Consider the following 12,504-nt stretch of genomic DNA (forward strand, 5'->3'; position numbering starts at 1 on the left):
TGGGGGGTCGTCCCCCCACAAGGAGCACAGCATGAGCGGGCGTTCCGGCCGCAGGGAGGACGCATGAGTGTGCTCTCCTCGTTGGCGCAGCTAGAGGCCGTCGCCACTGGGCGCGCCCAGCCGCTCGCCACCGTGCGGCACTGCCATGTCGCCGCCGAGCCGCTGGTCATGGTGCCGCTCAAGCTCGCCGGTGAGGCGGCCGCGCCGCTCGCGGTCATGCTGGGCACCGAGCGCGCCGAGCCGACCCTGCTCGTGGTCCCGCAGCCGCGCAACCGGGATCTGCGGTTCGCGTTCGCGGCCGACCTGGCCAAGCTCGTGCTGGAGTACGTGGAGTCGAGCCGCGGCGCGACCGAGGAGCTGCCGCCCGGAAAGGACGGCGAGGAACGGGTCCGGTACGGGGGCGCGCCGCAGCTCCTGGTGCCCAACCGCGCCGGGGTCGGGTTCCTGCGGATGCTGGGGCGCTCGACGCGGTTCCGGCGCACCGACGGGCCGTACGCGGTGGATCCGGCGGTGCCGAGGCTCGGCCGCTGGCTGACGTGGTTCGCCGACCGGCACGACAAGCCGGGCGCGTGCCTGCTCATGACGATGACCGAGACCCTGCGGCTGCACTGGGCCACCGGCCAGAGCTCGCTGGAGGACGGCAACCTGGCGGCGCTCCTCGGCTGGATCGATCCACCGGACGGGCTGGACGGCCCCGCGGCCGCCGCCCGCGCCGAGGACCCGGTGACCTGCCCGCCCGCCGGGCCGGCCACCGATCCCACGTTCGACAACGAGGTGCTCGCCCCGGCGATCGCCGCCTACGACCAGTCGGGCGACGACCGTGCGGAGGAACGGGTCCGTTCCGTCCTGGACGGCCAGCTCAGGCCGACGTGGGAGCTGATGTGGGACGCGATCGGGCTGCTGAGGGCGCTGCCGGAGGGCGCGAGCGTCGCGGCACGCTGGGAACGCGACCGCGACTCGTTCACCTGGTACCACTCGACGTTCGACGAGAGCCACCCGCAGGCCCGCCGCGATCCCGCCGTCCGGGCCGCGCGCCGCCTGCACGACCTCGAACGCGCGCAGGACGCCTATGACGCTCAGCGGGCGTTCGACGATCCCCTGGTCATGGCCGAGCACCGGCTCGCGGGGCAGGCGTTCGGCGGCGTCGTCACCGAGAGCGAACCGACCCGGCTGGACGAGTCGGGCAGGCGTCCCAAGCTCCGCCCGCATCTCCGCGTCGCCACCGAAGACCCGCTCCAGCTGGACGTCGGCACGACCGTCTGCGACGCCGCCCGGCCCGCGCTCAAGGGGAAGATCATCGAGATCGACGCGGCCGGCGGGGTGCTGCTGGAGCTGACCGGCGGCATGGGCCGCAAGCTGGTCCCCGAGCCGGGTGTCGTGCCGGAGCCCGGCCGGCGGGTGTGCTTCACCTCGCTCGGCACCGGCTCGTGGGGCGCGGCGAAGTTTCCCGAACGGGAGGACACGCCGTGGACGCACGGCGGGCCGCCCGAGGAGTACGTGCCGACGGACGAGGACGCGGCGGAGGAGTGGTCATGATCGAAACAACGGCGGGGGACCCGGCGCGCACCGAGGTCGACACGGCCCGCACGGACCTCGACGCCGCGCGCGCGGACCTCGACCCGTCCGCGGCGGCGAACCAGGTGGTCGAGGACGTGCTCGCCGACCTGCACGGCGGCCACCGCGGCGTGGTCGTCGACTCGCCGCCCGGCGCGGGCAAGTCCACGCTGGTCGTCCGCGCCGCCGCGCATCTGGCCGCCGCGGGCGACCGTCTGATGATCGTGGCGCAGACCAACGAGCAGGTCGACGACCTGATCGAACGGATCGCGGGCAAACACCCGGACGTGAGCCTCGGCCGCCTCTCGGCCTCGACCTACGTGCCGTCCGGGCGCGTGACGGGGCACGCGTCGGTGCGCGTCGCGACGAAGGCCGACGACCTCGCCGACCGTACGGTGGTGATCGCCACGGCGGCCAAGTGGGCGACGCTCACCGAGGGCTCGTGGCCGTGGGCGATCGTGGACGAGGCGTACCAGATGCGCTCGGACATGTTGCTGCGCATCGCGGGCCGCTTCGAACGGGCGTTGTTCGTGGGGGACCCGGGCCAGCTCGACCCGTTCTCCACGGTCGAGGTCGAACGCTGGGCCGGGCTGTCCTGGGACCCGATGCGCAGTGCCGTCTCGGTGCTGCTCGCGCACAATCCCGACCTGCCCGTGCACCGGCTGCCGGTCTCGTGGCGGCTTCCCGCCTCGGCGGCGCCGGTGGTGTCGGACGCGTTCTACCCGTTCACCGGGTTCCGGTCGGGCACCGGGCCGGGCGACCGCCGGCTGGAGTTCGGCGCGGGAGGCATGGGCACCACCTATGACCGCGCGCTGGACGAGGCCGCCGCGAGTGGCTGGGCTCTGTACGAGCTTCCCGCCAGGCACGCGCTCCGTACGGACGGCGAGGCGATCCAGGCCACGGCGGCACTGGCGGTGCGGCTGCTGCAGCGCGGTGGCGTCGCCCATTCGGAGCTCGGCACGTCCCCCGTCGGCGCGGACCGCATCGCCATCGGGGCCGCCCACCGCGACCAGGTCACGGCCATCCGAGCCATGCTCGGGCAACACGGGGCGGGCATCACCGTGGACACGGCCAATCGCCTGCAAGGCCGCGAGTACGACGTGACGGTCGTCCTGCATCCGCTCTCCGGCCGCCGCGACGCGACCGCGTTCCATCTGGAGTCGGGACGGCTGTGCGTCCTCACGTCCCGCCATCGGCACGCGTGCATCGTCGTCGCGCGCGCCGGGATCCCCGAGCTGCTGGACGCGCACCCGTCGACCGAGCCGGTGCACCTGGGCGTGCCGGTCAAGTTCCCGGACGGCTGGGAGGCCAACCAGTCCGTGCTCGCCCATCTCGCCGCCCACCGCGTCCGCTCGCACCTCTGAGGAGCCCTGGCACGAGTGCGCGCAGCGTCTCCTGGTCTTGGGGGCGGTCCGGCTGGTATTCGGTGATGCCGAGACCCGCGATCTCGAAGCGTCCGGCGAGCGCCCGTACGGCGGCTCCCAGCTGGGCCGGAGTGATGCCGCCGGGTTCCGGACAGCTGAGCGACGCGAAGGATCCGGGGTCCAGAACGTCCAGGTCGATGTGGACGTACACGGCCCGCGCGCCGGTGGCGGCGACCGCCTCGACGACGGCGGCGGGATCCTTGAGCGCGTCCACGGTCACGTGCCGCATGCCGGTGGCCTCGACGTACGCGCGTTCCCCCGGGTCGAGCGCCCGTACGCCCGCGAGCACGACCTGGGCCGGGCGCAGCGGGCGCGCGGGGACCAGCTCGCCGGGTCCCTCACCCAGCAGCGTGCGAAGGATCATGCCGTGGAACGCGCCCGACGGTGACGACGCCGGGGTGTTGAGGTCTCCGTGGGCGTCGAACCAGACGACGGCGAGTGCGTCCCCATGCCGGGCGATGGCCGCCGACACCGGAGAGAGCTCGACACCGCAGTCACCACCGACAGTGACCACGACTTCACCTTCGGCTGCCGTGATGCCGGCGCGGGCGCCCTCGGCGATCCCGGCAAGGACGTCCAGGCCCCGCACGTCACCGGTTTCCGCTCCCGCCTCGTCGGGCACGGTGACCGTGTACCGGCGGCCCGCCGGTACGGCCTCCGCCAGGAGGTGTGCGCCGTCGGCGAGCCGCCGGGCGCGCGCCTCCGGAACACCCGACCCCTGCCATTGCGGAACTTCGACCACCGAGATGTCCAGCATGTGCCTATCTTTACCACCTGTAACCGCCCTCCCCGCGTGAGCCGGGTACGGGGCGGGCCCGGTGCCGGATACTGTGAGATCCGGTGCCACAGCGATCACCGGAGGGGGCATGGAGGAAATCGGCTTCATGTGCGCCGGCTGCGGCGGTGAGGTGCACGACGTCACGCACAACCGGGAAGGCACGCTGGACGGGGTGGGATACCGCCACAACCAGCGGGTGGAGCCCTGGGACCACGAGCTGGAGCTCGCTGTCGGCAGCCCCGCGCCGCGCGACCAGCACTGTGACTTCTGCGGCGTCCCCGGCCCGAGCTGGCTCTACTACCCGACGCTGGACCCCGAGGACACGGACATGTTCGAGGTCGAGCTGGACACCACCCAGCTGTCCGACGACGACACGGCCGTGGCCGTGCTCAACATGCTCTACCCGTGGTACTCCTGCGACACCTGCTCGGTCCTCGTGGCCGACCGCAAGATCGAGCTCTTGATCGCGCGCGCCCTGGAGCTCACCCCCGTTCCGGCGGACGGCCCTGTCGACGAGGAGACCGTGCGCGCCCGTCTCAAGGGTTCGTTCTCGGTGTTCTTCACCACCCGACCAGGCCGCCCCCAGCCGTCCCGCGCCATCTGACCTGAACCCCGGCCCGCCCCGCAACGTCCAACCGCACGTCGAGCGGTGAGGCGTGCACGGACCCCCGGGCTCGGGAATGTCCGACCACCTCAATAGGATCGTTCGCGTTTTGGTCGGATTCCGAACTTCCGGGGGTTGGTGTGTTCATCGAGACGCGGTTCTGCGGGCCCGACGGCTCGGGCAACGGCGGCTACGTCGCGGGGCTGCTGGCCGGGCATGTGGCGGCCGACACGGTCACCGTGACGCTGCGCCTCCCGCCGCCGCTGGCCACTCCCCTGTCCGTCACGCAGGAGGACGACCGCGGCCACAGCGTGCGGCTGTGGCACGGTGAGCTGCTGATCGCCGAGGCGCTCGCCGGCGCGATCGTGGTGCCGCCGGTGCCACCCGTGCCGTACGAGGCGGCGCTGGAGGCTGCGGAGAAGTTCCGGACCACCGAAAACCACCCGTTCCCGCGCTGCTTCGCGTGCGGCCCCGACCGCGAGGCCGGTGACGGCCTGAGGCTGGAGCCCGGCCCTGTGGGCGACGGCATCGTGGCCTCCCCCTGGACGCCTGCCGAGGCGGTGGCGAGGGAGACGGTGTGGGCCGCACTCGACTGCCCCGGCGGCTGGGCGTTCGACCCGGCGGGCCGCCCGGCGGTGCTCGGCACGATGACCGCTCAGGTGACCGATCTCCCGGCGCCCGGCGAGCGGTGCGTCGTGATGGGGCTGGCGCGCAGCCGCGAGGGCCGCAAACTGCACGCGGCCACGGCGGCGTACGGGGCGGACGGGCGGCTGCTCGGCCGCGCGGAGCAGATCTGGATCGAGATCGAGCCTGACCGCTTCAGGACGTGAGACCGGAGTCCCGGGCGGAGCAGGACTTCCGTCCCCTGGTGGGGCGACGCCCGCCCCCTTCTCGGATGAGGCGTCGAAAATGTGTCGCGTGACGCCAATCCGGCGGGGCAGGATGGCTTCAATGCGTTCAGTCTGAGCACCCGCGACCAACGGAGGTCGGGCCAGATGAGCGGAAGTGGATTCCTCATCCTCGGTGTGGCGGCGCTCGCGGCCTACATGGGCATCTCCTGGGAACGTGCCCGCCGAGCAATTTTCGACGTGCGGGTCGGACGGCAGCGCGTCTCCAACCTGCGTCAGGCGGCGGTCCGGGAGCGGCTGCACGCCATCCTGATCGTCAGCGCCTCTCTCCTGGTGATCTACTTGATCGCCCGGCACCGCTGAAAGATCACACGGGCGGCCTGAGCACCCCGCGCCGCTTGACGCCGTAGCGGTCCTGCACGCCCGCTGCGGCCACTGGTCTGGGGCGTATCTCGACGTCAGCTGCTACGGCGCGCCGCCCCAGGCTCACGGCCGTCTTGGCTGAGGGTGTTGGTCGGCGGGCCGGTCAGGGACCGGTGAAGAGGGGGTCCTCGCGGTCGATCACGAGATCGTCGCGCAGGGGCGGGTTGCCGCCGTTCGCCGGGTGCCCGCCGTTCGCCGGGCCGCCACCGTTCGCCGGGTGCCCGCCGTTCAACGGGCCACCACCGTTCAACGGGTTGCCGCCGTTCGCCGGGTGCCCGCCGTTCAACGGGCTGCCGCCGTTCGCCGGGTTGCCGCCGCTCAACGGGCCGCCGCCGTTCATCGGGCCGCCGCCGTTCATCGGGCCGCCGCCGTTCATCGGGTTGCCGCCGGGCCCCGGGGGCTGGCCGAGACCGTTGGGCGGAGGCGTCGGGTAGGGGCCGCTCCGCAACGACGGTTCGCCGGGCTGGGCGTAGCCGCCGGTCTGTGATCGTCCGGGGGGCGCGCCCAGCGGCGACGCCGCGGTCCCGTGGGCGGGGACACCCTGGTGCTGCGTTCCCGCGGGCGGGATGTTGGACGAGAGCGTGTTGTGGGTCAGCTGGTCGATCTGGCGGCGGGCGCGGTCGGCCTCAGCGCGGGCCGCGTCCCGTTCCTCGGCCAGCGCGGTGAGCGCGGCCTGCTGCTCGGCGACCGACTGGGAGAGCTGGCGCAGCTGGAGCGCCTGGTCACTGATGGTGGTGTTGAGCTCGTCACGCTCGGCCACGGCCTGCTGCGCCATCGCCTGCGCGGCGTCGCGTTCCTTGGCGGCCTCCTCGGCGCGCGAGGCGGCGCGCGCGGCCTCGGCCTCGGCCTCCGACTTCGCGCGGTGCGCGGCGGTGCGCTCGGCCTCGGCCTTGCTGGCGGACTGCATCGCCCGCTGGCGCTGCGCCTCGGCGTCGCGCATGGCGGTGCGCAGATCCTCGGCCCCCTGCTTGGCCACCGCCGCCTCGACGCGGTGCGACTCGACCGCGCCCTCGGTCTCGGCCAGCTTGGCGTGCAGGGTCACCAGCTCGGCGCGGCTCGCCTCGAGCGCGGCGAGCAGTTCGGTCTCGCGGGCCGCGATGCGGTCGCGTTCACTCTCGGCGGCGAGCTTGGCCGACACCGCCTGCTGCGCGATCTGGTGCGCCTCCTCCCAGGCCTGCTGGGCGGCGTCGCGCTTGGCGGTCGCGAGCTTGGCCTCCTCGCGGGCGCCGTTGGCGTCCTTCTCGGCGGCCTCGGCGCGCTGCCGGGCCGTGGCCGCCTCCTGCCAGGCCTCCTCGGCCTGGCGCTGGGACGCGTCGCGCTCGTTCTGCGCGATCGACAGCTCGCGGGCGGCCTCGGCGCGCACCTCGGCGACGCGCTTCTCGACGCCCGCGACGCTCAGCTCGGAGGTCAGCGATTCGGCGAGGAGGTCGGCCGTCTGCTCCAGGCGTTCGACCATCTCCCAGGCCGAGGCCACCTGGCCGGTCAGGCCTGGCGCGTCCCGGCCGCGTTCGCGGCGTTCCAGCGCCTCGCGGGCGCAGGCGCCGTCGTTGTCCTGGCAATAGCGAATCGTGCGAACGGCTCCGACGGGCTGGGGGACGGGGCGGCCGCAGTTGGCGCACGGCCACACCGCGACCGGATCGCCGACGCGTGCGACCGCCGTCTCCGCCCTCGGTGCGGGCTTGGCGGTGCCGTTCGCCTGCTCCTCGGGCGTGGTGCCGTCATCGGAGACCGCGGCTTTGGAGGTCACGGCCTTCTCCCCGAGGCCGCCATTGTCGCGCTCATCGCTGTTTGGCATGGGATGAACGATACGCACACTTCCGCGAGGCTGCAGTGACTTGGGGGGTATATGGGATCACCCACGTTCTGATCAGGCGGGCGGGCCATCCGGTCGCGGCGCGTCCCGATGGGCTCTCCAGCGGTCCATCAGGCCGTCGAGTTCCTTGCGCAGGAACTCGAAGAACTCCATCGCCTCGGTGAGCCGGCGACCGGCGGGGGTCTCGCGGCCGACCACGCTCACCCCCTCGGCGAAGCTTCCGGAGTATTGGGCGAGGAGGGCGTCCCGGTTGGCCAGCGCGTCCTGCCACGCCTCGTCGCGAACGCGGAAGATGTCGCGCCGCGAGCCTGGTTCGCGTTCCCGTATGACCAGGTGGAGCCGCGTGAGGTAGCGGACCGCGCCGGACACCGCGGCAGGACTGACCCGGAGCGTCTGGGCCAGCTCGGCGGCCGTGAGGGCGCCCGAGTCGGTGACCATGAGCGCCACGAACACCCGTGCGGGCATCCGCGGCCAGCCGCTCTCGACCAGGACCGAGGCGAACCGCTCGACGAATCTCGACACGGCCTCGCCGTCGCGCACGGACGGGGTCGGGTCGGTCACTCGGCATCATCTCCCCAGGTCGGCAACCTCCTCAGTTTACCCAATTCACAAGATTCACGTTTTCGTGAAGCTAGTGTACGTTCTGAATTATGAATACCGCCATCTCTGTGCGCGGCCTCGTCAAGACGTTCGGCCGCACGCGCGCGCTCGATGAGCTCGACCTCACCGTCACCAGTGGGGAGGTGCACGGCTTCCTGGGCCCGAACGGCTCAGGCAAGTCAACGACCATCCGGGTCCTGCTCGGACTGCTCCGGGCCGACGCCGGCAGTGCCGAGCTCCTGGGTGGCGATCCCTGGCGGGAGGCCACCGAGCTGCACCGCCGCCTGGCGTACGTGCCGGGCGACGTGACATTGTGGCCCAACCTGACCGGCGGCGAGGTGATCGACCTGCTGGGCCGGCTGCGCGGCGGGCTCAACCGGCAGCGTCGCCAGGATCTCCTCGAACGGTTCGAGCTCGACCCGAGGAAGAAGGGCCGCGCCTACTCCAAGGGCAACCGGCAGAAGGTCGGCCTCATCGCGGCCCTCGCGTCCGACGTCGAGCTGCTCATCCTGGACGAGCCGACCTCCGGCCTGGACCCGCTGATGGAGGAGGTCTTCCAGCAGTGCATCCAGGACGAGCGCCGGAGCGGCCGCACGGTCCTGCTCTCCAGCCACATCCTGAGCGAGGTCGAGGCCCTCTGCGACCGGGTGACGATCATCCGCAAGGGCCGCGCGGTGGAGTCGGGAACGCTGAACGAGCTGCGGCATCTGACCCGCACGTCGATCCAGGCCGAGCTCTCGAGCCCGCCGAACGGCCTGTCCACGATGCCCGGCGTGCACGACATCGAGATCGACGGCACCAAGATCAAGCTTGAGGTCGACAGCGTCAAGCTCGACCCGGTTCTCAAGCAGCTCGTCCAGTCCGGTGTGGTGAGCCTCACCAGCCAGCCGCCCACCCTGGAGGAGCTGTTTCTGCGGCACTACGAGGACGACCTCGCCGTGCAGAACGCGGAAGGGGCCGCGTCATGACCTCCCTCACCGGCACGGGCGGCCTGGTGCGGCTCGTCGTGCGGCGCGACCGCGTCCTGCTGCCGATCTGGACACTGCTGTTCGGGCTCATTCCGATCAGCTTCGTGGCGTCCATCCGCGACCTTTATCCCACCGCGGCCGACCAGGCGAAGTACGCGTCCACCAGCGGGACGAACCCGACGTTCCTGGCGCTGTACGGCCAGCTGTGGGACAACGGCATCGGGGGCATCGTCGTCCAGCGCGCCGGGTTCGTCCCGGTCATGCTGGGCCTGGTCAGCGCGCTCACCGTCATCCGCCACACCCGCACCGAGGAGGAGGCCGGCCGGCGGGAACTCGTCGGCGCCACCGTGGTCGGGCGGCACGCCGCGCTGGCCGCGGCGCTGATCGTGACCATCGCCGCCAACCTGGTGATCGGCGCCCTGCTGGCCCTCGGCATGACGGGCCAGGACCTGCCGGCCGCCGGATCGGCCGCCTTCGGGCTCCAGCTGGCCATGGCCGGCATCGTCTTCGCCGCCATCGCCGGCGTGGCCGCACAACTCACCGAGGGCTCGGGCGCCGCACGCGGGCTGGCCCTGGGCACGCTGGGGGTGCTGTTCGTCGTGCGGCTCGCCGCCGACGTCGGCGGAAAGGACAGCGGCCTGTCCTGGCTGGCATGGCTGTCCCCGCTCGGCTGGGGCAATCGCCTCCGGCCGTACGGCGGCGAGCAGTGGTGGGTGCTGGCCCTGTTCGCCGTGCTCATCCTGGCGCTGGTCTACGCCTCGGTCGCGCTGTCGGCGCGGCGCGACGTCGGCGCCGGTTTCCTGCCGCCGCGGCTCGGCCCCGCCACCGCGGCCCGCGGACTGTCCACCCCGCTGGGCCTGGCCTGGCGGCTGCACCGGGCCGCACTGCTCGGCTGGACCGTCGGGCTCGGCGCTCTGGGCGTCGTGTACGGCAGCGTCGCCGAAGGAGTCAAGACCATGGTGGAGGACAACCCCGACCTGGAGAAGTACTTCACCCGGATCGGCGGTCAGGAGGGGCTCATCGACGCCTTCCTCGCCTCCTCTCTGAGCATTCTGGGCGTCATCGCCTCGGGCTATGCCATCCAGGCCGCGCTGCGGATGCGCACGGAGGAGACATCAGGCCGGGCCGAGCCGGTGCTGGGCACCGCCACCAGCCGGATCGGCTGGGTCGCCAGCCACTTGGCCTTCTCGCTCCTCGGCCCCACCGTCGCGCTGCTGGCGAGCGGTCTCGCCGTGGGCCTCGCGCACGGGATCAACTCCGGTGACGTGGGCGGTCAGCTGCCGCGCGTTCTGGGCGCCACGCTGGTGCAGCTGCCCGCCGTCTGGCTTCTCACCGGCATCGCCCTTGCGTTGTTCGGGCTGCTCCCCCGGCTCACCGCCGTCGCCTGGGCGGCCCTGGCGCTGTTCTTCCTGCTCGGTCAGTTCGGCGCCGTTCTCCAGCTCAGCCAGAGCGTGATGGACGTCTCGCCGTTCACCCATATTCCGAAGCTGCCCGGGGGCGAGCTGCAGGTGGCGCCGCTGGCCTGGCTGCTGGGCCTGACCACGATCCTCGTCGTCGCGGGTCTCTACGGCTTCCGCCGCCGCGATCTTGAGAGCACCTGAGCCTGGCGATCGCCGGTGCACCGAGTGCGGCTCGCCCGACCTGGAGCCGGGTTTCATCGAGGACGCGGGCGAGTCCTCCAAGGGCTTCGCGCGCTGGATCGCCGGGCCTCTGGAGCGCGGGGCCTTCGGCGGCGCGAAGCGGTTCGGCAAGGAACGCTGGCAGGTGGACGCCTTCCGGTGCCGCCAGTGCGCGCACTTGGAGCTCTTCGCCGGCCACAGGACCTGATTCAGCGCTGACTCAGCCAGTGGGCCGGTAGGGCTCGGCGAGCCAGTAGCCGGGATCGTCACGCGGCGGGAGTTCCGGCGTCCCCAGCAGCCGCAACATCCGGCGGAGCTGTGGGTTCCGGTTTTGGCGATGCCAGACCACCGACCATGGGGCCAGCGGCACGGGGTCCACGAGCCGGATGCGGCGCAGGCCGGAGTCCCGCGGTATCTCGATGGACGCCTCACCGAGCGCGACCGCGCGGCCCTCCCGGCGGACCAGCTCGCCATAGTGGCGGAGGCCGACGGCGGGCTCGGTGAAACGGATGGGGATGCCGAACCGCCGCGCGAGCCGGGTCAGGAAACCGCGAGCCTCCGTGGCGTCACCCGGATCGGGCATGGCGATCCCCGCCTCGCGCAACTCCTCCGGCCGCATCGTCTCCCGGTCCGCGAGGGGATGGTCGCCGCCGACGAAGGCGTACATCGGCTGGACGTGCGACAGCCGATGGTCCAGCTCCGGCGGCAAGGGCGCACCGAGATCGTGGACTTGGCCGAACGCGGCATCGATCTCGCGGCTCCACACGGCGGGCAGCGCGACCGCGAGTCCCTGGCGCATGCTGGGCTCGATCCGCAGCTCCGGGTCGCGGTCGAGCAGCTCGCGGAGCACGCCCAGGGGGCTGAACCGCTCGTCATAGACGTCCACCCGCAACCGCCCGGTGCTCTCCCGCACCGAGTCCACGGCGGCTTCGAAGGCGGCCAGCGCGTCCTTCGCCTTCGGCAGCAGGCGGCGTCCCGCCGGAGTCAGCTCGACGCGGCGCGTGGTGCGCTCGAACAGTGGCACCCCGAGCGCCTCTTCGAGGCGCCGGATGCGCTTGGAGAGGGCCTGCTGGCTGAGGTACATCCGTTCGGCCGCCCTGCCGAAGTGCATCTCCTCGGCGGTGGCCACGAAGGCGCGCATGCCCTGGAGATCCACGTCCATGATCTCAGCATCGATTCACAACCCGCGGTTGTCAAAGCCTCGCCAAGAGCTGTTGGACACGCGGCCTGAGCAGCGGATTTCCTGATGCCATGACCAACGACTCCACCCCCGCGCTCTCCATCGGTGATCCGGTCTTCCAGCGGCTGCTCCAGCAGCGCATCGTCTTCCTGGGACAGGAGGTGGACGACGCCATCGCCAACCGGATCTGCGGCGAGATGCTGCTGCTGTCCGCCGAGGACCGCACGCGGGACATCCACCTTTACATCAACTCGCCCGGCGGCTCCGTCACCGCCGGGATGGCCATCTACGACGTCATGCAGTACATCCCGAACGACGTGGCGACGCTGTCGCTGGGCTTCACCGCGTCCATGGGCCAGTTCCTGCTCTGCGCGGGCACGCACGGCAAGCGCTTCGCCCTCCCGCACGCGCGCATCCTGATGCACCAGCCGTCCGGCGGGATCGGCGGCACGGCCTCCGACATCGCGGTCCAGGCCGAGAACATGCTCTTCACCAAGCGCACGATGCAACGGCTGATCGCCCACCACACCGGCCAGACGGTCGAACGGATCGAGGCCGACTCCGACCGTGACCGCTGGTTCACCGCCGACGAGGCCAAGGCCTACGGCTTCGTGGACGAGGTGGTGGGCAGCGTGCCCAGCATCCCCGCCGAGGCGGGCGTCTGACCGGTGTGACTATGGGGTGAGCTGTGAC

Annotated in this window: 13 protein-coding genes; 9 read left to right on the forward strand and 4 right to left on the reverse strand. The window is 72.1% G+C overall.

Annotated features, from left to right (window positions below; genetic code table 11):
• Positions 1 to 63: 63 nt before the first annotated feature.
• Together F8566_RS21715 and F8566_RS21720 are read left to right on the forward strand one after the other, a co-directional pair.
• Positions 64 to 1,536 carry a hypothetical protein gene (locus tag F8566_RS21715; RefSeq protein ID WP_151562671.1) on the forward strand — a complete coding sequence of 491 codons (1,473 nt, stop codon included), beginning with the start codon at positions 64 to 66 and terminating at the stop codon, positions 1,534 to 1,536.
• Entirely contained in the window at positions 1,533 to 2,918 is a 1,386-nt protein-coding gene (locus tag F8566_RS21720; RefSeq protein WP_151562673.1) for an AAA domain-containing protein, read from the forward strand. The genes F8566_RS21715 and F8566_RS21720 overlap by 4 nt, the downstream gene beginning before the upstream one ends.
• Here F8566_RS21720 and F8566_RS21725 read toward each other — a convergent pair.
• Positions 2,839 to 3,735 carry an arginase family protein gene (locus F8566_RS21725; protein ID WP_151562675.1) on the reverse strand — a complete coding sequence of 299 codons (897 nt, stop codon included), beginning with the start codon at positions 3,733 to 3,735 and terminating at the stop codon, positions 2,839 to 2,841. The two genes, F8566_RS21720 and F8566_RS21725, sit on opposite strands and share 80 nt — an antisense overlap.
• A 109-nt stretch (positions 3,736 to 3,844) precedes the next feature.
• On the opposite strand from F8566_RS21725, the gene F8566_RS21730 reads away from it, so the two are divergent.
• From F8566_RS21730 to F8566_RS21740, 3 genes are all read left to right on the forward strand, one after another.
• Positions 3,845 to 4,360 (forward strand): hypothetical protein, encoded by a 516-nt coding sequence (locus F8566_RS21730; RefSeq protein ID WP_151562678.1) that lies wholly within the window; start codon positions 3,845 to 3,847, stop codon positions 4,358 to 4,360.
• A 140-nt stretch (positions 4,361 to 4,500) separates the two neighbouring features.
• Positions 4,501 to 5,190, forward strand: coding sequence for a hypothetical protein (locus F8566_RS21735; protein WP_151562680.1), 690 nt, complete (start codon positions 4,501 to 4,503; stop codon positions 5,188 to 5,190).
• Positions 5,191 to 5,355: 165 nt separating this feature from the next.
• Positions 5,356 to 5,571: a hypothetical protein gene (locus tag F8566_RS21740; protein ID WP_151562682.1), complete on the forward strand. Its 216-nt coding sequence runs from the start codon at positions 5,356 to 5,358 to the stop codon at positions 5,569 to 5,571.
• A 163-nt stretch (positions 5,572 to 5,734) separates the two neighbouring features.
• On the opposite strand, the gene F8566_RS21745 is transcribed toward F8566_RS21740, so the two are convergent.
• A complete protein-coding gene (locus tag F8566_RS21745) occupies positions 5,735 to 7,426 on the reverse strand; it encodes a coiled-coil domain-containing protein (RefSeq protein WP_225993392.1) in 1,692 nt (563 codons plus the stop codon).
• Positions 7,427 to 7,498: 72 nt separating this feature from the next.
• The gene (locus F8566_RS21750; RefSeq protein WP_225993393.1) at positions 7,499 to 8,005 is read right to left on the reverse strand and encodes a GbsR/MarR family transcriptional regulator; all 507 of its coding nucleotides are present in this window, start codon (positions 8,003 to 8,005) and stop codon (positions 7,499 to 7,501) included.
• Between the two features lie 86 nt (positions 8,006 to 8,091).
• On the opposite strand from F8566_RS21750, the gene F8566_RS21755 reads away from it, so the two are divergent.
• The 3 genes from F8566_RS21755 to F8566_RS21765 are packed head-to-tail and all read left to right on the forward strand — an operon-like array spanning position 8,092 to position 10,839.
• Positions 8,092 to 9,012, forward strand: a complete 921-nt coding sequence (locus F8566_RS21755; protein ID WP_449692258.1) for an ABC transporter ATP-binding protein — start codon at positions 8,092 to 8,094, stop codon at positions 9,010 to 9,012.
• Positions 9,009 to 10,613, forward strand: a complete 1,605-nt coding sequence (locus F8566_RS21760) for an ABC transporter permease (RefSeq protein ID WP_151562686.1) — start codon at positions 9,009 to 9,011, stop codon at positions 10,611 to 10,613. Before F8566_RS21755 ends, F8566_RS21760 begins: the two co-directional genes overlap by 4 nt.
• The gene (locus tag F8566_RS21765) at positions 10,600 to 10,839 is read left to right on the forward strand and encodes a hypothetical protein (RefSeq protein WP_192809795.1); all 240 of its coding nucleotides are present in this window, start codon (positions 10,600 to 10,602) and stop codon (positions 10,837 to 10,839) included. Before F8566_RS21760 ends, F8566_RS21765 begins: the two co-directional genes overlap by 14 nt.
• Positions 10,840 to 10,851: 12 nt before the next feature.
• On the opposite strand, the gene F8566_RS21770 is transcribed toward F8566_RS21765, so the two are convergent.
• The gene (locus F8566_RS21770) at positions 10,852 to 11,793 is read right to left on the reverse strand and encodes a LysR family transcriptional regulator (RefSeq protein WP_151562688.1); all 942 of its coding nucleotides are present in this window, start codon (positions 11,791 to 11,793) and stop codon (positions 10,852 to 10,854) included.
• Between the two features lie 89 nt (positions 11,794 to 11,882).
• On the opposite strand from F8566_RS21770, the gene F8566_RS21775 reads away from it, so the two are divergent.
• Positions 11,883 to 12,476: an ATP-dependent Clp protease proteolytic subunit gene (locus F8566_RS21775; RefSeq protein WP_151562690.1), complete on the forward strand. Its 594-nt coding sequence runs from the start codon at positions 11,883 to 11,885 to the stop codon at positions 12,474 to 12,476.
• Positions 12,477 to 12,504: the final 28 nt, after the last annotated feature.

The sequence above is a fragment of the Actinomadura rudentiformis genome, assembly GCF_008923185.1.
Classification (GTDB): Bacteria; Actinomycetota; Actinomycetes; order Streptosporangiales; family Streptosporangiaceae; genus Spirillospora; species Spirillospora rudentiformis.